Genomic DNA, 19,701 nt, shown 5'->3' with positions numbered 1-19,701 from the left:
TGATCATCAGGCCCGCGATCAGCGATCTCAACGCAAACGATTGGATTTTCCGCGCTATGGCAACGCTTGCGATTTCTTGCATGTCTCCAGGTGATTAGCGCCTGCGAAGGAATGGAAACCGGCACAGGCGAGAACAGCCGCGGGCTTTGCGCCCTGCTACGGTTGCGTGCGGCTGCTCCCGCGAAGCTCTGCGGAGAGCTCGGCTGCGATCTGATGCACGATAGCGCCGATCTCCGGCAGGCGCTCGTCGGTCAGCCGATCCGCCATCCCCGATACCGAAACCGCGGCGAACGGCTCGCTGCAATCGTTGAAGACGACCGCGGCCACGCAGCGCAGGCCAAGCCGCGCCTCTTCATCGTCCACCGCATAGCCCTGGCGTCGCACGGTCTCCAATTCCCGAAACAGCTCGCCCGGCCGAATGATCGACTTTTCCGTCAGGCGCGGCATGCCGCGCCTGCGGATAATCGCGTTGATATCGGCATCGGAATACGCAGCCAGCACCGCCTTCCCCACGCCCGAGGCAATCAGCGCCACGCGTCCGCCGACCTTGGTCAGCGAACGCATGATCTCCCGGCTTTCGATGCGGGATACGACGATGATGGAATCATCATCGACCACTGCAAGATTGGCGGTTTCCCTGGTCTGGTCGCGCAGCTTGCGCAGATAGGGCAATGCCCGCGCGGAAAAATTGCGCCGGCGCATGAAGGTCGAGCCGACCACGAAGCTTTGCGCGCCGATGTGCCATTTGGACTCCTCGCGGTCGAACTGCACGAACCTGCGGTTCTCCAGCGTCGTCAGCAGCCGGTGAGCCGTCGACGGCGGCAAGCCGATGCGGATCGCAAGATCGGTCAGCCGATAGCCTTCGTCATCCTCTGCAAGCGCTTCCATGATTTGCAGCGCGCGATCGACCGATTGAACGCCGCCGTCTCGCGCGTCCTGATCCGGTTGCGCGCGAAAATCGGGATCGGACGGCTTGCGCCGGATCGGCTCTCTTTTCATCACGACCTGCCCTAACCGATTGCGGTTCAGAACGAAATTGCTCGCCGATAACGAGCGTCAGGATTGGCATATGGCATGCCAAAACGCTTCTAAGTCAAGGGCACGAAATTCGACAATAGGTAAGCATTTTTGCCATTTATCTCGCAGAACGTGGTGATTCTTTTGTTTGACTTCTGGGATAATGTATACCACGATTGCTTCTCGACGATCCAATCAATGATGCAACCGGGAGGACCATGCCATGTATGTCGGGGACATCCTTCGCGCCAACAGTGCGCACGTGGTGACGATCGGCTCGAGCGAAACCGTGAGCATTGCAGCGAACCTGATGTACGCGAGCAATGTCGGCGCACTCGTCGTCAGAAACGCCTCGCGCAGCGTCGAGGCCGCCGTGGTCGGAATGTTCAGCGAGCGCGACGTCGTCGCTGTGATCGCCGAGCGCGGCACGGGCGGTCTTGCCGCGAAAGTGGCGCAGTTCATTTCGCCGCGCCCGCTGGTGTCCTGCACTTCGCAGGACGCGCTCACCGATGTCGAGCGTCTGATGGTCCGTCACGACATCCGCCACATCCCCGTCATCGACAACGGCCGGCTCGTCGGCGTCGTGAGCATGCGGGACATCGGCTTTGCCCTGGAGGAAGCCGCCTGCGCGGCCTGACGGATTCTTCCAAGGCCATTGCCACGCAACTTGGTTCGAGCCGTTGCGGCTCATGCTGTGCCCCCACTCTGCTCGAGAGGATTTCATGAAGGTCTGCATCTACGGCGCCGGCGCTATCGGCGGTTATCTCGGTGTCGAATTAATGCGCGCTGGCGCCGATGTCAGCCTGGTCGCGCGGGGCGCGCACCTCGCCGCGATGCGGCAGAATGGCCTGAAGCTCCTGATCGGCGACGAGGAGCGCGTGGTACATCCTCGCTGTACAGATAACCCCGCCGAACTCGGCGAGCAGGATTTCGTCATCATCTGCCTCAAGGCGCATTCGATCACCGGCGTCATCGAACCGATGCGCCCCTTGCTGGGTGAGCGGACCCGCATCGTCACCGCCGTCAACGGCATTCCCTATTGGTATTTCTACAAGCACGGCGGACGGCACGAGGGATCGGCGCTCGAGAGCATCGATCCCGGCGGACGGCAGTGGAACGAACTCGACCCCGCGCGCGCCATCGGCTGCGTGGTCTATCCCGCCACCGAAATCGAGGCGCCCGGCGTGATCCGCCACGTCTACGGCAACAGCTTTCCGCTCGGCGAACCCTCCGGTGAGATCACACCTGATGTCGAGCGGCTTGCCGCCCTGTTCGCGGCAGCGGGCATGAAGGCGCCGGTGCTCGACCGCATCCGCGACGAGATCTGGCTCAAGCTGTGGGGCAATGTCTGCTTCAACCCGATCAGCGCCCTCACCCACGCGACCCTCGACGTGATCTGCACCAATCCCGGCACGCGGGCGCTGTCCAGGGCGATCATGCTGGAGGCCCAGGCGATCGCGGAAAGCCTCGGCGTCAAGTTCCGGGTCGATGTCGAACGCCGCATCGAGGGCGCACGCAAGGTCGGCGCGCACAAGACCTCGATGCTGCAGGACCTCGAGCGCGGACGCCCCGTCGAGATCGATCCGCTGATCACCGTGGTGCAGGAGATGGGCCGGATGACGGGGATTGCGACGCCCGCCCTCGATGCGGTGCTGGCGCTGGTCGCGCAGCGCAGCAGACTGGCAGGCCTCTATGACGGGGCGGCCGGCGTCGAGGCCCAATCGCTTGCGGTGGCGTGATCGCGATGGCCAATGTGACGCGCTGGGTCCGCTTCTGCCACGATGCCGAGATCGGCTTCGGGCAACTCACTCCGTCGGGCATCTCCGTGCACGCAGGAGAGATGTTCGGCGACACACGACCGACCGGACAGACGCTGGCGCTTGACGATGTCGAGCTGCTCGCGCCAACCGAGCCGAGCAAGATCATCGCGCTCTGGAACAATTTCCACGCGCTGGCGGCGAAGCTGAAATCGCCTGAGCCGGCCGAACCGCTCTACCTGTTGAAAGCGCAGACCAGCGTGACCGCGCCCGGTGCCGTCATCACGCGCCCCCCGGGCTACGACGGCAAGACGACCTACGAAGGCGAACTCGGCATTGTCATCGGCAAGAGTTGCACCGCGATAGCCCCCGAACAGGCCGACGGCTTCATCTTCGGCTACACCTGCACCAACGACGTCACCGCCGCCGACATTCTCAATCGCGATCCGACCTTCCCGCAATGGGCGCGGGCCAAGGGCTTCGACGGATATGGCCCCTTCGGTCCCGTGATTGCCTCGGGCCTCGACCCCGCACGCCTTGTGGTGCGCACCATCCTCAACGGCGTGGAGCGCCAGAACTACCCGATCGCCGACATGATCTTCAGCGCGCAGGCACTGGTCAGCAAGATCTCCCACGACATGACGCTGTTGCCGGGCGACCTGATCTGCTGCGGGACATCGATCGGCGTCGGGGTGATGAAGGAGCCCGTCAATACGGTCACCGTCGCGATCGACGGAATCGGCGAGTTGACCAACGAATTTCGTCAGTAGGCGGCGGCAGGACGACAGCCCGACGCAGCCGGACCAAACGACCAACACCTCTTTTGGGAGCGCACATGATCTCCAGCACGAAAGCGGCATCGTCGCCCGGCGGCTTCCGGTGGCTCCAGCTCGCGATCGGCATCGTCTGCATGGCGATGATCGCCAACCTGCAATACGGGTGGACGCTGTTCGTCGATCCGATCGACGCGCAGTTTCACTGGGGCCGTCCCGCCATCCAGCTCGCCTTCACGATCTTCGTGATGACCGAGACATGGCTTGTGCCGGTCGAAGCCTGGTTCGTTGATAAATACGGCCCGCGCATCGTCATCATGTTCGGCGGGCTGATGATCGGATTGGCCTGGGTGCTGAACTCGTACGCCTCTTCGCTCGTCATGCTCTATGCGGCGGCTATTGTCGCGGGCATCGGCGCCGGCGCCGTCTATGGCACGTGCGTCGGCAACGCGCTGAAATGGTTTCCGGACCGGCGCGGCCTGGCCGCGGGCGCGACCGCCGCAGGCTTTGGCGCCGGCGCAGCCCTCACCGTCGTGCCGATCGCCAACATGATTGCCGCCAGCGGCTACCAGAGCACCTTCCTGACATTCGGAATCGGGCAAGGCCTGATCGTTATCCTGCTGGCCTGGTTCGTCCGCCCGCCGCATGGCATCGAGGCGCCCAGGAAGAAGCAGCTCAATCTGCCGCAGAGCGCAATCGACTACACGCCGCCCCAGGTTCTGCGCAAGCCGATCTTCTGGGTCATGTACCTGGTGTTCGTCATGGTGGCTTCCGGCGGGTTGATGACCGCGGCGCAAATCGGGCCGATCGCCCATGACTTCAAGATCGCGGACACGCCGGTCACCCTGGCGGGCTTCCAGATGGCGGCGCTGACCTTTGCCATCTCGCTCGATCGTGTGTTCGACGGGTTCGGCCGTCCGTTCTTTGGCTGGGTCTCCGACACGATCGGCCGCGAGCACACGATGTTCATCGCGTTCGCGACCGCGGCGCTGATGTTGCTGACGCTGTCCACCTACGGCCACATTCCGGTTGTCTTCGTGCTGGCCACCGCGATCTATTTCGGCGTCTTCGGCGAAATCTACAGCCTGTTTCCGGCGACGTCGGGCGACACGTTCGGCGCCAAATACGCAACCACCAACAACGGCATGCTCTACACGGCGAAGGGCACGGCCGCGCTGCTCGTGCCGCTCGCAAGCATCATCTCCTCGCAGCTCGGCTGGCAGGCCGTGTTCATCGTCGCGGTTGCGCTCAATGCCACCGCAGCCCTCACGGCCTTGCTGGTGATCAAGCCGATGCGGCGCGGCTTCATTCTCGGCAGTGAGACGACAGCAAAGGCCGCGATCGCGCCTGTACCTGGCCGGAGTGCGGCGATTGAACACTGATTGGACGGACTTGCGGGCTCGGATGGCGCTCCGGAGAATCTTCGATGCTGCAATCGCCAGCTGCGATCCAAGGCTAACCATCGCACGCGCCCTGCCGGCAAAGCCGAAGGGCAGATGCATCGTCGTCGGCGCGGGCAAGGCTTCGGCGGCGATGGCAGCGGGCCTCGACGCGGCCTGGCCTGATATCGACCTTTCAGGTGTCGTGGTGACGCGCCACGGCCATTCCGTCCCCGCGGGCCGCGTCGAAGTGATCGAGGCGTCTCATCCCGTGCCGGACGACTCGAGCAAGGCCGCCGCCCTTCGCATGCTCGATGCCGTTCAGGGACTTTCAGCGGACGATCTCGTCATCGCCCTGATGTCCGGCGGAGGCTCGGCCCTGATGACCCTTCCCGCATCCCCGATGACCCTCGCCGACAAGCAGGCGGTCAACCGTACCCTGCTTGCAAGCGGCGCAACGATTGCCGAGATGAACGTCGTCCGCAAACATCTGTCCGCGATCAAGGGCGGACGGCTGGCGCTCGCCGCCCGCCCCGCCCACGTCACGACCCTCGTGATCTCGGATATCCCCGGCGACGATCCCGCGGCAATCGGCTCCGGTCCGTCGCTGCCGGACAGCAGCACAAAAGCCGACGCGCGGGAGATCGTGCGCCGGTTTGCGATCGACCTGCCGGACGCGGCGCGGCTTGTCCTCGAGCAAGCCGGCGAGACCCCGAAACCCGGCGAGATCGAGGCCGATGTCCGCATCCTTGCCGCGCCGTTCCACGCGCTTGATGCTGCGGCCAGGGCCGCGCGGGATGAAGGCCTGACCCCGATCATCCTTGGAGACGCGATCGAAGGCGAGGCGCGTGAACTCGGAACCGTGATGGCGGGCATCGCCCGGTCGGTCGCGGCGCATGCGCAGCCCGGCCCTGCCCCTGCCGTGCTGCTCTCCGGCGGCGAGACGACGGTGACGATCGGACGTGGGCCGGCGGGGCGCGGCGGCCGCAACACCGAATTCCTGCTGGGGCTTGTCATCGCCCTGTCCGGTACGTCCGATATCTGGGCGATTGCGGGAGACAGCGATGGCATTGATGGAACGGAAGATGCGGCCGGAGCTTTGATCAGTCCGGATACGCTGCGGCGCGCCGCCGCGAATGGTCTCGACGCACGGGCCTATCTGGCAGCCCATGACAGCTACACGTTCTTCGACCACCTTGGAGACCTCGTGCGCACCGGACCGACACTTACCAATGTCAACGATATCCGTGCCGTGCTAATTGCGTCCGGCAAGCCAGCAATGAGGTGACCCATGCGTCGTCATCGACGGGCCAAGATCGTCGCAACCATCGGCCCCGCCAGCAGTTCCCCCGAGATGCTCAAGGCGCTGCTGCTGGCCGGCGTCGATACGTTCCGTCTGAACTTCAGCCACGGAACCCAGAGCGACCACGCAAGCATCCATGCCGCGATCCGAAAGCTGGAACAAGAAGTCAACCGGCCGATCGGCATTCTGATGGATCTCCAGGGTCCCAAGATCCGCGTCGGCACCTTGCGCGATGGCAAGATTGCCGTGACGGCCGGCGAGACCATCCGGTTCGTGCTGTCCGGATCGGATGGCGACCGAACCGCAATTCCCCTCCCGCATCGGGAAATCTTTGCCGCCGTGACCCCCGGCCACGACCTTCTGATCGACGACGGCAGGGTGCGGGTTCGCGTCACCGGGCTCGGTGCCGATTTCATCGAAGCCAAGGTGATCGTCGGCGGCACGATCTCGAACCACAAGGGCGTCAATCTACCGGGGACGGTGCTCGACCTTTCACCGCTCACCGCGAAGGACCGCCTCGATCTGGAGTTCGGCCTGAAGCTCGGCGTCGATTGGGTCGCCTTGTCATTCGTGCAGAAGCCCTCCGACATCATCGAGGCGCGAGGCCTCGTCGGCGACCGCGCCGGCCTGATGGCCAAGATCGAGAAGCCGGCAGCACTCGAGCGGATCGACGACATCATCCAGTTGTGCGACGCCATCATGGTTGCGCGGGGTGATCTCGGCGTCGAAATTCCGCATGAGGACGTGCCCGGGCGCCAGAAGGAGCTGGTGCGAGCTTGCCGTCTCGCGGTGAAGCCGGTGATCGTCGCCACGCAAATGCTGGACTCCATGGTCGCCGCGCCGACACCGACGCGCGCGGAAGTCTCCGACGTTGCGACGGCGATCTATGATGGCGCAGATGCCGTGATGCTGTCGGCGGAATCCGCGACGGGCCGCTATCCGCGCGAGGCCGTCGAGATGATGGATCGCATCATCCGCAGCACCGAACAGCACAAGATGTACCGCTCGATCGTCGAGGCGACCCAGCCCGGCGAAGAGCAGACGCCGCCGCATGCCGTTGCAACGGCCGCCGCCGACCTCGCCTCCGTCATTCACGCCGCGGCCATCGTGGCCTACACGTCGAGCGGCACCACGGCCGCACGCGTCGCGCGCAAGCGGCCGAGCCTGCCGATCCTCGCCATCACCCCAAGCCGCGAAGTGTCGCGCCGCTTGTGCCTGCTCTGGGGCGCGCACAGCGTCCTGTCCGACGACGTTCAGAGCTATGAGGAGATGGTCGAGCGCGCGACGGCTCTCGCGCATGCAGAGCAGTTTGCATCAAGCCGGGACCTGCTGGTCGTCGTCGCCGGCATTCCCTTCGGGCAGGCGGGAAGCACGAACAACCTGCGAGTTGTTTCGCTCCCCTGACGGAGCCAACGCCCGGCTCCGCGGTCCCAGACGCCCTACGCATCCGGGCCATCCGGATTTTCTCGGGCTCGTTGCGCCGGGTGCCCTGGTCTCACGGCATGGCGCCAAACCAGATCACGAGAGCGAACATCACCAACAAGGCGACGGTGATGATCGCTTCGCTCGTGGGCATACGCTTCATGTGCCGCCTCCGCGTGCGGGAGCGGGATGCTGCGCCGGGGGCGGTGGTTCACATCAGCACCAACACCGCCCGCTTAAAATACATGCGGACGGCGTCGGCTCTAGCCCCAGGAAGGAATGCAAAATCCCGGTAGCTATTACGTCTACACATCCGGGCAGAAGGTTCACGTGACAATCGGCACCCTCCAATAGAGCAGGACGGCGACCGCAGGACCGCGAAGGCACTGGCACCCGCCCGCTTCTCTCCAATCCGGCGATTTGGAATATCGAGGTTAGTGCACGCTCAACGGATCAAATGGGTCTCGCGAACTTGCGCGCAATGTGCGCCCGAAAGCACATCAAACGAGCCTCCCACGCAGCTTTGACTGCAGCCGCGTCTACACGCAACACATTGTATTGTCGTTATTTTTACGGATGGGTGATTGGAGCGGGTGAAGGGAATCGACCCCTCGTATTCAGCTTGGAAGTCTTCGAATTTCCTCCGCTCGTTCAAAGCGCATTCTGACAATTCACAGCCTTTTTGCTCGTTGAGATCGCTACAGAATTTGCTTTTGTCAGAATGGCATTCGAGTGGGCCGCGGAGTGGCGACAAGGCCTCGGACCACCTGTTCAGCTCGACAGCCACGATCCTTGACCTCTTGGTTTTCTGAAGTGAGCGCACGACTTCGGCGACGCTCAATCGACGCGCTAAATAGCGATCCCCTTGTTTGCTGATACGCCGGGCCAACGATCGCGTGAGCCAGGGCCGGTGATCGCTGCCATGGATCTTGGCATAGCGGATCACGGCGAGCGCGCCGGCCGTGAACAGGCTGCGGAAATAGCGAACACAGAGTTGCCGGGCGTACTACTCGTGCGGCATTGGCACGGCAGCCGCGCCATTGCGATCGATGACCTGACAGCCGGGCGCTCGTACCGCGACAAGCTCTCCAGGCTGACGCCTTCTGAGAAATCTTAAAGTGCCCGAGTTTGCTCCTATCTTTTTGTTAGCAAGCTTCACATTGTTGACGGATCTTCGGTCGGAGGCAATTGACTATGGACACGAAACGCGGGTCTTGTCGGAGACGGCCGCAAGGCGCTTTTTCTACTTAATGAAGGGGACTGTCTAGAACCAACCCGGTCGGAGCCGTTCCGATTTTTTTTGGCGATGACGCGCAAGGTAGAAAGCGTAAAGATACACCGCATCATCGTTCTGGCTTCCGCGGCCGTCGCGATTTTCTTCATGGGCTCGGCGCTGCTTGGCAAGCAGATCCTAAATTTCTTCAATGTCGGACTCGATGACTTCCGCATCGCAGGCGGCCTACTGGCGCTGCTGATCGCCTTCGAGATGTTTCAGGCGCAGTATGGAAGATTCATACAAGTGGCTGACGAAACGGCCCGCGACGAAGTGGATATTCATGGGCTAGCGATCACACCCTTTGCTATTCCGCTGCTTGTGGGGCCGGCCGAGCTCAGCATCATGATCACTCTGTCCAACGACAATCCGGGATGGCTTCCCAAAGCACTGCTTGCAATTGCTTCGCTGCTCGCAGCGTTCCTGATTGGACTGACGCTGTGGATGGCCGCAGCAATCGAGCGGCTTCTCGGCAGAACCGGCATCAACGTCATGACGCGCGTGATGGCGCTCATCGTCGCCGCGATCGGCGTGAATTTCATCATGACTGGCATCAGGAGTGAATTGCCGGGATTGGCGGCTCGATACGGGGTGCCTCCCTAACGGTCCATTGCCTCCTTGGAATCTGGCGGCGAGGGGCCGCAGACTATAGAGCGGCGGCTTGCACCCTAAGTCGCCCAAGACAATTCCCCCTGTACAATCAATATATTACACGGATCCAGCGAACGCTTTTGTGAATTAGCACTCGCCTCTTGACAGTGCCACCCGTCATCCCAAATCAAAGCTTCGAGGGGCGACCATGATCCCTTCTCGCCCCGCCAACAAGTACATGGGGTTGCAAACATGGTCATAGGATTTGCTGATCCGTTCGATGCACTGCTCGACCTACAACGGTCTCTTGAGGCGACCTTGGCCAGCGACTGGCTGCAAGATCTCACCACCAGCCGCGGGCCATTCCCACCGATCAACGTTTTCCAGCAGGGCGACAACATCCTGGCCATCATAGAGCTGCCGGGTGTTAGCAAGAGCGATCTACAGATCGAGGCGAAGGAAAACACCATCCGCATCTTCGGAAAGAAGAAAGTCGACTACCCCGAGGAGGCGAGCCTGCATCGACGCGAGCGCGTCTCCGGCGAGTTCGATCGAACGCTCTCGGTTCCCGTGCAGATCGAGCCGGATGGCATCAAGGCCGAATATCGGGACGGCATTTTGGCGCTATTCCTGCCGCGTGCGGAAAGCGACAAGCCACGCACCATCAATATATCCTGACCGCAATTTGTCGCCACTGGTTCGTCCCTAGGGGGCAGGATCAGTGCAGCGCAGCAGCTTTGAGGAGATACAATCATGGCTTCTAAGAAGGAACTGCAGGTCACCCAAAAGCGGGAGTTGGAGAAGAAGGAGGAGACCACCATCCCGGCGCGAATATTCGTGCCGAACGCGGACATCTACGAGACCAAGGATGGGCTCAACGTGGTCCTCGAAATGCCGGGGGTCGAAAAGAGTAGCGTCGACGTTCGAGTGGAGGACGACGTGCTCAAGATCGACGGAAAGCTCGACTTCTCCAAGTACCGGGGCCTACAGCCGCTGTACACCGAGTACAATGTCGGTCACTTTTCGCGAAGCTTCCGGCTTTTCGGCAAGATCGATCAGAGCAAGATCGCAGCCGAGCTCAAGGACGGCGTCCTGTCGCTCATGCTGCCGTTGGCAGAGAAAGCTAAGCCGCGAGCCATTCAGGTCAACTGAGGGGGCGCTTTGCCTCGGGTCGGTCGAGAGTCGCTGGCAAATGTTTTTCGGAGGAATGATCATGAGCGCAAAGGAGGTACGATTCTCGACTGACGCCCGAGACAAGATGCTCCGTGGCGTCGACATTCTAGCCAATGCCGTCAAGGTGACGCTGGGACCGAAGGGTCGCAACGTTGTGCTTGAGAAGAGTTTTGGGGCGCCTCGCATCACCAAGGACGGCGTAACCGTTGCGAAGGAAATCGAACTCGAGGACAAGTTCGAGAACATGGGAGCGCAGATGGTCCGCGAGGTCGCGTCGAAGACGTCCGATCAGGCGGGCGACGGCACGACGACTGCTACCGTTCTCGCACATGCAATTGTCCGCGAAGGGGCAAAGGCGGTCGCAGCGGGCATGAATCCTATGGATCTTAAGCGTGGCATCGATCTCGCGGTCGATGCCGTCGTCGATGAACTCAAGAAGAATACGAAGAAGCTAAGTTCAAATGACGAAATTGCGCAGGTCGCGACGATCTCTGCCAATGGTGACAAGGAAATCGGACGCTTCCTGGCCGACGCAATGAAAAAGGTTGGCAACGAAGGGGTGATCACGGTCGAGGAAGCCAAGTCACTCGAGACCGAACTGGAGGTGGTCGAAGGCATGCAGTTCGACCGCGGCTACATCTCGCCCTATTTTGTCACCAATGCGGAAAAGATGCGAGTTGAACTAGACGATCCATACATCTTTATCCATGAAAAGAAGCTCTCGGCGTTGCAACCGATGCTGCCCCTGCTGGAATCGGTCGTACAGAGCGGCAAGCCGCTGGTTATGATCGCAGAAGACGTGGAAGGCGAGGCGCTTGCCACGCTTGTCGTGAACAGGCTGCGGGCCGGATTGAAGGTCGCGGCCGTCAAGGCACCCGGGTTCGGTGACCGGCGCAAAGCCATGTTGCAGGACATTGCGATCCTGACTGGCGGCAATTTCATTTCCGAGGAACTCGGCACGAAGCTTGAGAACGTCACACTCGCCATGCTGGGACGCGCCAAGAAGGTCACGATCGACAAAGATAACACGACCATTGTCAGCGGCGCCGGTAAGAAGTCGGACATCGAGGCGCGCATTAAACAGATCAGAACCGAAATCGAAGAGACGACTTCGGATTATGATCGGGAAAAGCTGCAAGAAAGGCTGGCAAAGCTTGCCGGCGGAGTTGCCGTCATTCGCGTCGGGGGCGCGACCGAAGTCGAGGTCAAGGAACGGAAGGACCGTGTCGACGACGCCATGCATGCGACGCGCGCAGCCGTGGAAGAAGGCATTCTCCCAGGCGGTGGAGTGGCGCTGCTGCGCGCGACGGGCGCGCTTGCGAAACTCAAGCCCGCAAACGACGATCAGCGCCACGGACTGGAAAGCGTCAAGCGGGCCCTCACCTGGCCTGCGCGGCAGATCGCGGAGAATGCGGGAGAAGATGGATCGATCGTGGTCGGAAAGGTGCTTGAGAGCAAGGACTACGCGTGGGGTTTCGATGCGCAGACCGCAGAATACGGTAATCTGTTTGCGAAAGGTATCATCGATCCGACGAAGGTCGTAAGGTCCGCGCTGCAGGACGCAGCTTCAATCGCCGGGCTCCTAATCACCACAGAGGCCATGGTGGCCGAAGCGCCCAAAAAGAAGAATGGAGCCGGCCAAACCGACCCCGCCAGCGCCGGCGCAATGGACTTTGGATGAGGGAAGAATCACGTGCGGGTAAAGGGCCGGTCCCCTGCCGCCGCGTGCGACGGGCGGCCATTGCTACAGAATGGCTCATGGCAATCGTGTTATCCTTACCGCTGGAGCAGCGTCGGAACTGGTAGTTTGCCCAGTTTGATGTCGCGAGGTTTGCGTTTGGCTTCACAGTGGCAGGCATAAAGCCCTTGAGCACTGGACTTTGCCTGCGCAGATACCGGGATTTCGGCATATTAGCGGCGGTTCCGGTTTCGGAGGATCGGAGCTCGCGAAAGTACATCAGGTGTCGACCATGCTGGAAAATCAAAAGCACACACCTGCGATGACGAACATCGCGACGCTCCTGACGCGAAAGCAGGAACTGCTCAGCCGGCTGGAAGAATTTCCAAGGCCCGGACGAGCGGGGCGAAATCGATCGTCTACTCGAAAAAATAGATGCCGAATTGAATGCAGTGGATAGTTCAGATCGGCTGTGGGCTCCCGGCAAGTTGTACTCTCAAAACGAAAAATGGCAGTCGATTGAGACTGCGGGGTTTTTCATATCGTGTTGATCGCGGTGGCGAGGCTTACACTTGCAATCTCAATACACATGCACGGACGAGCCGGCTGCAAGCTGGCGCCGCACCACCTCGTCGCGGCGCCGCCTCCTTTTTCGTCCGTTTCATGGGCGGAGCTGAGCTTCCACCACATCGCCATCGAATGCGCCTTCTTCGTTGAGCAAGGTCGAGGCGCTCGACCGGAAGCCATGCGCGTAGTGGTCGCCACCGGGGCCAGTGTCGTAGCCCATGATCCGCAGGGCCTTGTTGATCGTGTTGTCGGACAATTAGAATTCTTGGCACATTGATCGCAAATTCGCAGCTTGAACGAGATCACTTCTTGAAAGCATTGGACCGGTTCGCGACTTGGTTTCGCTCATTCAGCGCGCCGAGGCCGATACCAACGTCAAGGTCCTCGTCTTCCGCAGCGCCGATCCGGACTATTTCATCGCGCACGTCGACATTACCCGGATCAGCGAATACCGCGATGAGGCCGCCAAGCTAACCGGCGAACCGTCGATCGCGCTTCTATTTCATCGTCTGAGCACTAGCCGTCTTATTGCCATCGCGCCGGTCGAGAGCCGCACACGCGGCGCCGGCAGCCGATCCTCTCGCCGAAGGCCTCTAACCAGCTGACTATTACGCAAGAAGAACTCGCTTCGCTGTCCGGCATGTCTCGCCAGATGGCAAACAAGAATCTGAAATTGTTGGAAGACAGAAAACTTGTGCGCGTTGGTCGGTGCGGCATCGAAGTGATCAACGTAAAGGGACTTATGTGGATCGATTAGTCGCCCCCCGATACAGGTCTCCTTGCAACTCTTGCGTCATACTAGGTCCATTCAAGACAGGCTCAGACCGAGCGATCGCCCGCCGCCGCAACGCAATTTCGCCCGGGACCGCAGAATCGCCGTCTCGACGCTGGGCTGGTTCGCTGCGGCCAAATCGTTGGCGCAACTGCCAAGCGCGGCGCCGAAGGAGTCACGCGGCATCCGGATCGATCTCGAGTTCATCCTTGCCGTTCCATTACGCTGATCGTCACACGATTCCGTGACGGCGGTTGACCTTGAGACGACCGGTCATATTTGATGATTGGGAGACAGGACCATGGCAAAACCGAACGTGCGCGAACAGCTTATCGAGGCCGGCCTCGAGATCTTGCACAGGAACGGCTTCAACGGTAGTGGCGTGCAGGACATCACGGACAGCGCTAGCGTGCCGAAAGGATCGTTCTACAATCACTTCGAGAGCAAGGAAGATCTGGCTCTCCAAGCATTGGAGCGATACTGGCAGAACGGCGTCGACCGGCGCGCACTTCTGACTGACCCTAAGGTCGATCCCGTCGAGCGCCTCCGCCGCTATTTCCGTTCACTTTCCGACCTTGTAGTGCGTCAGAAATTTGAAAAAGGCTGCATGGTTGGAGGGTTCAGTTCGGAGATGGCTGTTCGGAGCCCGCAGATTCGCGCACGCCTCGCAGAAATCTTTGCCGCTTGGTCGCGTTCGATCGAGACCTGCGTGCGGGAAGCCGAGAAGCTAGGTCGCGTGCGCACGCGCCTGCCGGCAGACGTGATCGCAACGTTCCTGTTGAACGCATGGGAAGGCGTCGTGCTGAGATCCAAGGTCGAGCAGAGCAATGCGCCCCTGGAGCAATTCGAACGCGTGATTTTCGCGAGCATCTTCGACTGAATCTACACGAGCCGCACCCGGTCAGCGGTCAATTTTAAGATGACCGGTCATCTTAGAGCGCACAATGAAACTCTCGACCCCCTTCCGGCTTGGACCTTTCCGTCTCGCCCATCGCGTGGTGATGCCGCCGCTGACAAGGATGCGCGCCGGGCGAACCGACCTGGTCCCCTCGCCTCTTGCCGCCGCTTACTACGCGCAGAGGGCGACCAAAGGCGGCCTGATAATCGCAGAGGCGACACAGATTTCGCAACAGGGACAGGGCTATCCACAGACGCCTGGAATCTACACGCCGGAACAGGTCGCCGGATGGCGAACAGTTACGCGGGCGGTTAGAGATCGCGGTGCAATCTTCTTCCTGCAGCTTTGGCACGTGGGCCGGATCTCGCACTCGTCCTTTCGCGACGGTGCTCCGCCCGTGGCGCCTTCCGCGATCCGACCGGCCGGCAACGCCTTCGCAAGCGACTTTCAGCGCGTGCCATACGAAACGCCGCATGCGCTTGAACTCGACGAGATCAAGCAGATCGTGGCCGACTACCGCAAGGCCGCAGAGAACGCCAAGGAAGCAGGGTTCGACGGAATCGAAATTCACGCCGCAAACGGATACCTGCTGCAGCAGTTTCTGGAAGACAAGACTAACCGCCGAAGTGACCGGTACGGTGGCTCGATCGAGAACCGCGCGCGGCTCCTCTTCGAGGTGCTGGATGCCGTTTCGGAGGTCTGGCCCGTAGACCGCATCGGCCTCCGGATCTCACCCTACAGCGACGTCGGCGATGCCGGCGATAGTGATCCGGCGAAACTGTACGAGTTTGTGATCGAGGAATTGGCCGACCGCGGCATCTGCTACCTGCATCTCATCGAGGCCCGAGCCCGCGCCGGCCTGGTGGATCAGACAAACGATGCCGCGCCGCAATCTGTCGCCACGCTGTTCCGTCCGCTGTTTCCGGGACCGATGATCGTATCGGGCGGCTTCACCGTCGAACTGGCCGAGGGGACCCTCGTGGATGGGACCGCGGACCTTGTGGCCTTCGGGCGGGCGTTCATCGCCAATCCCGATCTCCCGAAGCGTATCGCCCTCGGGGCCATGCTCAACGCGCCCGATCGATCGACGTTCTACGGCGGCGCCGCGCGTGGCTACACTGACTATCCGAGCCTCGACGAGCTAGGAGCAGTTCGCGCCTAGCATCGTCGATGAGTGGGCTAGGAGGCACACAGTACACGGCTAGTGCTGCTCTCGAATCTGTCGCCTCGAAAGAGAGGAAATCCCTAAATGTCGGGGGCCTGTGAAGCTAGACCTTTGTTGGTAGCCGAGCCGTCAAGATCGGATCGGCTCGACGCGCGCACCAAAGCTTTGTTGGCAGAACCGGTACTGCCAGCACTGCTGCGGCTGGCATGGCCAAATATCCTCGTGATGGTGGCCCAATCAGGCACCGGACTGATTGAGATGTGGTTTATCGCCCGCTTAGGATCCGACGCGCTGCTTGTCCCCGGCATCGCTATTTGCGGCGGTGCCCTGCCGCTGATCCCACTTTCGCCCGCCTTGATATTCGGCTGGGGTCCGTTTCCGCCGCTCGGAATCGCAGGTGGCGGATTTGCCCTTCTGACTACGCCATCGGGACGGTCATTCTCGGTACGTGACAAGCGGCCGGAATCTCGCCTCGTTCCAGATGACCCGCATTCGCTGGGAGCTCGTGAAGGAGATCCTTTCGGTGGGCGCGGTAGCCGCCGTCAATACGGTTCAAATCAACTTCGCCATCGCAGTCACGATGGGGTTCATGGCGGCCTACGCGGGACCGGACGCTGTTGCCGGATTCGGTATCGGCTCGAATATCTGATGCCGCCAATTTCATTCGGGCTTGGTGCTCCACTGGTTGCGCTGGTTGGTACGAATATCGGTGCAAACCAGAACACGCGTGCACTGAAGATCGCGCTGATTGGCGGAGCCGTCGGCTTTGCCGTGGCAGAAGCAATCGGCGCAACCGCCGCGATCTGGCCGCATGCCTGGCTGACCCTTTTCACACACGATCCGCACATCGTCGCTATCGGCACGGCATACCTGAGGACGGTCGGCCCCATCTATGGCTTCTTTGGGCTCGGTATCTCAATGTATTTCGCTTCCCAGGGCGCGGGCAGATTGAGTTGGCCCCTGATAGGCGGCTTACTCCGGGTGATCGTGGCCGTGGGCGGTGGGTGGATCGTGCTGCGCGTGACGGGTTCGACATCGCTGCTGCTTGTTGTCTATGCAAGCGGCATGCTCCTGTACGGGACGGTCATTGCATGGTCGGTTGCAGCCGGCAGCTGGTTTAACCTCTACCTCACACCTGTCCGGATAGCAAACGGGGGGCAGCCTTGTCGATCGAGAGCTCGCATCCCGCCGGCCGAGATAGCTCTGGCCCGAACGTACATCATTGGGGATGGACTGGCACCAAGGACAGCTGATGCCCATGGCATCGTGAGAAGGCCCTCTTCGTTTGCCAAGCGATTTCTTGTGGCAAGTGTTTGTCCTGACAAAATGCATTCGAAAGAGCTTCTCGAAAACACGCTCTGGTCCATGTTGCGATGAGCGGGCTCTTATCCATCGCGATGGAGCTGCCTGCGCTGCGCTACGGGAAAGCCTCGGATTGCGACGCCTGGCTCGCCGAACGCGTGCGTAAGCCGCGCGTCGGTAACACCCCATTGTCGTGAGAATGACGAGGAGCGCCACATGGAGATGCGAACAGAGCAATTGTCTGCAAATCGAAACGAGCTCTATCTCGACTTCTGGCAGAACCGAGGTCCAAACAGACTGCTACTGTCCTCAAGTGATCGAGGCTGGTCGGGCCTGTCGGCGGAGGTGCGGGCACATGGCAAGAGCGTGATACCTTGGAGGGGTACACAATCCGACACCGAAATTTGCGTCAATGTCTTCGGCAATGGATTGCCCGTCACGCGTCGCGCCGCAGGAATCTCGGATCGAGCCATCACTGGCCGCGATACGGTCTGGCTTACCCCGCCCGCTGGCATGAAGGTTCAGTCGATATCGGCGGCGATCTGCCCGGGATCGCGCACATCTACCTTCCTCCGAGCCAGTTCTCGCCAGGCAAGCTCGGCGCCGAGATCGATGCTTCGGCGCTCGACGCGCTGAAATACGACAGCGCCTTCGAGGACCCGCTTCTGGGCGAGATGGCACGCGCTATCGCATCGGAGATGCAGACAGAAACCTCCGCTGGCAAGCTGCTGGTGGAGTCGCTGGCGAACAGCATGGCGATACGGCTTGTTCAAAAGTACACGAGCAACTCGGCCGCACGATTGGCTGCCGTCACTGCAAGAGAGGGGCTCGATCGGCGTCGGCTTTTCCGCGTGCTGGACTATATCGAAGCAAATTTGGAAGGTGATCTCACGGTCGATCGCATGGCATCGGTGGCATTTCTCAGCCAACATCACTTCGCTCGCGCCTTCAGGCAGGCCGTCGGACAGCCGCCCCACCGCTACGTCGGCGCACGGCGGCTCGAGCGCGCGAAAGCCCTGCTGATCCAGGGCGATCGACCGCTGGTCGACATTGCGCTGGCGCTCGGCTTCTCCAGCCAGGCCAATTTCAACCGCGCATTCAAGCAGGCCGCCGGCATGGCGCCGGGCCAGTATCGCCGCGCCCCTGGGTCAGTGTGACGCCCGCAAACGTCACTCCGGACGCCATAAGCGATGTTCGATAGCTCTTAAGCGCATAGCGGCCATTCAGTTGAACGTCCGGTTGCAGCAGTCTTGGTTTACGGGCGACGCGGAACGAGAGTCATTGGCGTAAACTCATAAACTGCTTGGCCATGCTGGTTGTACATCGTCCATTTCATGCCAACAGTACCTTGCGGTTTGGAACTCGAGGGAGCCAGACTTTCGACCGCGCCTTCCAGACGCAGAACGTCGCCTGGGCGCACTGGGGCCATCCAGCGGACGCCACCCCCAATGCCGATAATTGGATGATCCCCGAACGGGCGGCTTTCAACCAACAATCGCATTGCAATTGCAGCTGTGTGCCACCCCGACGCCGCCAATCCCTTGAAGAATGTTCTGGCGGCGGCATCTTCATCCAAATGCATCGGCTGCGGATCAAATTCGGCCGCGAAGCGCTTGATCTCAGGAGCAGTGATCAAAGTCTCACCGGACTTGAATTGCATTCCAACAGTAAGGTCATCAAACCATTCGATCGTCGTCATGAGCTTTCTCCTTTCGACCACCGACCGGGACCCGGTGAACCATCGTGGAGTTGTCGCGCGAAGCCGGCGCGTCCGAGTTCAGGCGAGATAGCCGGAGACGCCGTCCCAAAAGAGCTTCAGGGCCGTCACGACCAGCAATCCATAACATGCGCGATATATCTGCCCTTGGTCCAGTCGCCCATGTAGCCGCCACCCGAGCCAAACGCCGGCGGGAATGGCGAGCAGGCAAATCGCCATCAACGCCCAAACGTCGCCCGCCGGCTTCACCAGCAAGAGCCACGGCACCGCCTTGGTCGCGTTGCCGACCGTGAAGAACATGCTTGTTGTCCCCGCATAGACTTCCTTGCTGAGGCCGAGCGGCAGCAGATACATCGCAAGCGGCGGGCCTCCGGAATGCGCGACCATCGTGGTAATGCCGGAGGCGAGACCGGCCGTGATTGCCTTCGGCGTCGACCGCGGGCGGATCGTCACCTTCGACCCGCTGACCAGCCACAGACCGACAAAGATCAAGGTGACCGTCGCCATCACGATCGAGACGGCTCGATGGTCCATCACGCGGAACAGCAAATAGCCGAGCCCGATGCCGATCACGAGCCCGGGCAACAGCAGCACGAGATCCGGCTTCGACCAGGTCGAGGGCTTCCAGTAGCGCAACGCGAACAGATCCATTGCGATGAACAGTGGTGCAAGAAGGCCGCCGGCTGTCACAGGGTCCATCACGCATGACAACAGCGGAATGCCGACGATGGAAAAACCGCCGCCGAATGCGCCCTTCATGAAGCAGATGAGGAATACGCCGGCGAAAGCGACCAGGATCGTGGTGATCGTCAACTCCATGTGCGTTGCTCCACAAGGCCGCGTTGCCTCCCGCGCATCTGCGCGGTGGGTCGGTCGCGTCGTCCAATCAAGGCGATATTGACACAATGATCTGG

Annotated in this window: 21 protein-coding genes; 17 read left to right on the top strand and 4 right to left on the bottom strand. The window is 61.2% G+C overall.

Going from position 1 to position 19,701, the window contains the following annotated elements; translation table 11 throughout:
- Positions 1-156: 156 nt before the first annotated feature.
- Positions 157-999, bottom strand: a complete 843-nt coding sequence (locus ACVW1C_RS36715; RefSeq protein WP_456762427.1) for an IclR family transcriptional regulator — start codon at positions 997-999, stop codon at positions 157-159.
- Between the two features lie 241 nt (positions 1,000-1,240).
- Here ACVW1C_RS36715 and ACVW1C_RS36710 point away from each other — a divergent pair, with 241 nt between their 5' ends.
- The 11 genes from ACVW1C_RS36710 (at position 1,241) to groL (ending at position 12,369) form a co-directional block, all read left to right on the top strand.
- On the top strand, positions 1,241-1,654 hold the full coding sequence (locus ACVW1C_RS36710; RefSeq protein ID WP_456762426.1) for a CBS domain-containing protein: 414 nt from the start codon (positions 1,241-1,243) through the stop codon (positions 1,652-1,654).
- A gap of 85 nt (positions 1,655-1,739) precedes the next feature.
- Entirely contained in the window at positions 1,740-2,756 is a 1,017-nt protein-coding gene (locus tag ACVW1C_RS36705) for a 2-dehydropantoate 2-reductase (protein ID WP_173637222.1), read from the top strand.
- Between the two features lie 5 nt (positions 2,757-2,761).
- The gene (locus ACVW1C_RS36700) at positions 2,762-3,544 is read left to right on the top strand and encodes a fumarylacetoacetate hydrolase family protein (RefSeq protein WP_456762425.1); all 783 of its coding nucleotides are present in this window, start codon (positions 2,762-2,764) and stop codon (positions 3,542-3,544) included.
- A 65-nt stretch (positions 3,545-3,609) separates the two neighbouring features.
- Entirely contained in the window at positions 3,610-4,929 is a 1,320-nt protein-coding gene (gene oxlT, locus ACVW1C_RS36695; RefSeq protein WP_456762424.1) for an oxalate/formate MFS antiporter, read from the top strand.
- 22 nt (positions 4,930-4,951) lie between these two features.
- A complete protein-coding gene (locus ACVW1C_RS36690; RefSeq protein WP_456762423.1) occupies positions 4,952-6,214 on the top strand; it encodes a glycerate kinase type-2 family protein in 1,263 nt (420 codons plus the stop codon).
- 3 nt (positions 6,215-6,217) lie between these two features.
- The gene (gene pyk / locus ACVW1C_RS36685; RefSeq protein ID WP_456762422.1) at positions 6,218-7,633 is read left to right on the top strand and encodes a pyruvate kinase; all 1,416 of its coding nucleotides are present in this window, start codon (positions 6,218-6,220) and stop codon (positions 7,631-7,633) included.
- Between the two features lie 928 nt (positions 7,634-8,561).
- A complete protein-coding gene (locus tag ACVW1C_RS36680; protein WP_456762421.1) occupies positions 8,562-8,768 on the top strand; it encodes a hypothetical protein in 207 nt (68 codons plus the stop codon).
- 189 nt (positions 8,769-8,957) lie between these two features.
- On the top strand, positions 8,958-9,527 hold the full coding sequence (locus tag ACVW1C_RS36675; protein ID WP_456762420.1) for a MarC family protein: 570 nt from the start codon (positions 8,958-8,960) through the stop codon (positions 9,525-9,527).
- A 240-nt stretch (positions 9,528-9,767) separates the two neighbouring features.
- Positions 9,768-10,193 carry an Hsp20/alpha crystallin family protein gene (locus ACVW1C_RS36670; RefSeq protein WP_456762419.1) on the top strand — a complete coding sequence of 142 codons (426 nt, stop codon included), beginning with the start codon at positions 9,768-9,770 and terminating at the stop codon, positions 10,191-10,193.
- A gap of 75 nt (positions 10,194-10,268) precedes the next feature.
- Positions 10,269-10,667 (top strand): Hsp20/alpha crystallin family protein, encoded by a 399-nt coding sequence (locus ACVW1C_RS36665; protein ID WP_456762418.1) that lies wholly within the window; start codon positions 10,269-10,271, stop codon positions 10,665-10,667.
- A 61-nt stretch (positions 10,668-10,728) separates the two neighbouring features.
- Positions 10,729-12,369 carry a chaperonin GroEL gene (groL, locus tag ACVW1C_RS36660; RefSeq protein WP_456762417.1) on the top strand — a complete coding sequence of 547 codons (1,641 nt, stop codon included), beginning with the start codon at positions 10,729-10,731 and terminating at the stop codon, positions 12,367-12,369.
- Positions 12,370-13,027: 658 nt separating this feature from the next.
- Here groL and ACVW1C_RS36655 read toward each other — a convergent pair.
- Positions 13,028-13,189 carry a hypothetical protein gene (locus ACVW1C_RS36655; RefSeq protein ID WP_456762416.1) on the bottom strand — a complete coding sequence of 54 codons (162 nt, stop codon included), beginning with the start codon at positions 13,187-13,189 and terminating at the stop codon, positions 13,028-13,030.
- 79 nt (positions 13,190-13,268) lie between these two features.
- On the opposite strand from ACVW1C_RS36655, the gene ACVW1C_RS36650 reads away from it, so the two are divergent.
- The 6 genes from ACVW1C_RS36650 (at position 13,269) to ACVW1C_RS36625 (ending at position 18,227) form a co-directional block, all read left to right on the top strand.
- Positions 13,269-13,538: a hypothetical protein gene (locus tag ACVW1C_RS36650; protein ID WP_456762415.1), complete on the top strand. Its 270-nt coding sequence runs from the start codon at positions 13,269-13,271 to the stop codon at positions 13,536-13,538.
- Positions 13,539-13,573: 35 nt separating this feature from the next.
- Positions 13,574-13,690, top strand: coding sequence for a hypothetical protein (locus ACVW1C_RS36645; RefSeq protein WP_456762414.1), 117 nt, complete (start codon positions 13,574-13,576; stop codon positions 13,688-13,690).
- Positions 13,691-14,006: 316 nt separating this feature from the next.
- Positions 14,007-14,585, top strand: a complete 579-nt coding sequence (locus ACVW1C_RS36640; protein WP_456762413.1) for a TetR family transcriptional regulator C-terminal domain-containing protein — start codon at positions 14,007-14,009, stop codon at positions 14,583-14,585.
- 64 nt (positions 14,586-14,649) lie between these two features.
- Complete coding sequence (locus tag ACVW1C_RS36635; RefSeq protein WP_456762412.1) at positions 14,650-15,765, top strand: alkene reductase; 1,116 nt, start codon at positions 14,650-14,652, stop codon at positions 15,763-15,765.
- Between the two features lie 87 nt (positions 15,766-15,852).
- Positions 15,853-17,145, top strand: a complete 1,293-nt coding sequence (locus ACVW1C_RS36630) for an MATE family efflux transporter (RefSeq protein ID WP_456762411.1) — start codon at positions 15,853-15,855, stop codon at positions 17,143-17,145.
- A 299-nt stretch (positions 17,146-17,444) separates the two neighbouring features.
- Positions 17,445-18,227 carry a helix-turn-helix domain-containing protein gene (locus ACVW1C_RS36625; RefSeq protein ID WP_456762410.1) on the top strand — a complete coding sequence of 261 codons (783 nt, stop codon included), beginning with the start codon at positions 17,445-17,447 and terminating at the stop codon, positions 18,225-18,227.
- 98 nt (positions 18,228-18,325) lie between these two features.
- On the opposite strand, the gene ACVW1C_RS36620 is transcribed toward ACVW1C_RS36625, so the two are convergent.
- Together ACVW1C_RS36620 and ACVW1C_RS36615 are read right to left on the bottom strand one after the other, a co-directional pair.
- Positions 18,326-18,769 carry a MaoC family dehydratase gene (locus tag ACVW1C_RS36620; protein WP_456762409.1) on the bottom strand — a complete coding sequence of 148 codons (444 nt, stop codon included), beginning with the start codon at positions 18,767-18,769 and terminating at the stop codon, positions 18,326-18,328.
- Positions 18,770-18,847: 78 nt separating this feature from the next.
- Complete coding sequence (locus ACVW1C_RS36615) at positions 18,848-19,606, bottom strand: sulfite exporter TauE/SafE family protein (RefSeq protein WP_456762408.1); 759 nt, start codon at positions 19,604-19,606, stop codon at positions 18,848-18,850.
- Positions 19,607-19,701 lie beyond the last annotated feature (95 nt).

Source organism: Bradyrhizobium sp. USDA 4011, assembly GCF_054063415.1.
This window is presented reverse-complemented; position numbering and strand designations above follow the sequence as displayed.

Bases quoted from the DNA above. Each gene is read 5' to 3' on its own strand.
- pyk (WP_456762422.1), top strand. From the start codon at position 6,218: ATGCGTCGTCATCGACGGGCCAAGATCGTCGCAACCATCGGCCCCGCC.
- ACVW1C_RS36675 (WP_456762420.1), top strand. From the start codon at position 8,958: ATGACGCGCAAGGTAGAAAGCGTAAAGATACACCGCATCATCGTTCTG.
- ACVW1C_RS36635 (WP_456762412.1), top strand. From the start codon at position 14,650: ATGAAACTCTCGACCCCCTTCCGGCTTGGACCTTTCCGTCTCGCCCAT.
- groL (WP_456762417.1), top strand. From the start codon at position 10,729: ATGAGCGCAAAGGAGGTACGATTCTCGACTGACGCCCGAGACAAGATG.
- ACVW1C_RS36710 (WP_456762426.1), top strand. From the start codon at position 1,241: ATGTATGTCGGGGACATCCTTCGCGCCAACAGTGCGCACGTGGTGACG.
- ACVW1C_RS36715 (WP_456762427.1), bottom strand. From the start codon at position 999: ATGAAAAGAGAGCCGATCCGGCGCAAGCCGTCCGATCCCGATTTTCGC.
- ACVW1C_RS36615 (WP_456762408.1), bottom strand. From the start codon at position 19,606: ATGGAGTTGACGATCACCACGATCCTGGTCGCTTTCGCCGGCGTATTC.
- ACVW1C_RS36690 (WP_456762423.1), top strand. From the start codon at position 4,952: ATGGCGCTCCGGAGAATCTTCGATGCTGCAATCGCCAGCTGCGATCCA.
- ACVW1C_RS36700 (WP_456762425.1), top strand. From the start codon at position 2,762: ATGGCCAATGTGACGCGCTGGGTCCGCTTCTGCCACGATGCCGAGATC.
- ACVW1C_RS36670 (WP_456762419.1), top strand. From the start codon at position 9,768: ATGGTCATAGGATTTGCTGATCCGTTCGATGCACTGCTCGACCTACAA.
- ACVW1C_RS36620 (WP_456762409.1), bottom strand. From the start codon at position 18,769: ATGACGACGATCGAATGGTTTGATGACCTTACTGTTGGAATGCAATTC.
- ACVW1C_RS36630 (WP_456762411.1), top strand. From the start codon at position 15,853: ATGTCGGGGGCCTGTGAAGCTAGACCTTTGTTGGTAGCCGAGCCGTCA.
- oxlT (WP_456762424.1), top strand. From the start codon at position 3,610: ATGATCTCCAGCACGAAAGCGGCATCGTCGCCCGGCGGCTTCCGGTGG.
- ACVW1C_RS36705 (WP_173637222.1), top strand. From the start codon at position 1,740: ATGAAGGTCTGCATCTACGGCGCCGGCGCTATCGGCGGTTATCTCGGT.
- ACVW1C_RS36645 (WP_456762414.1), top strand. From the start codon at position 13,574: ATGTCTCGCCAGATGGCAAACAAGAATCTGAAATTGTTGGAAGACAGA.
- ACVW1C_RS36640 (WP_456762413.1), top strand. From the start codon at position 14,007: ATGGCAAAACCGAACGTGCGCGAACAGCTTATCGAGGCCGGCCTCGAG.
- ACVW1C_RS36665 (WP_456762418.1), top strand. From the start codon at position 10,269: ATGGCTTCTAAGAAGGAACTGCAGGTCACCCAAAAGCGGGAGTTGGAG.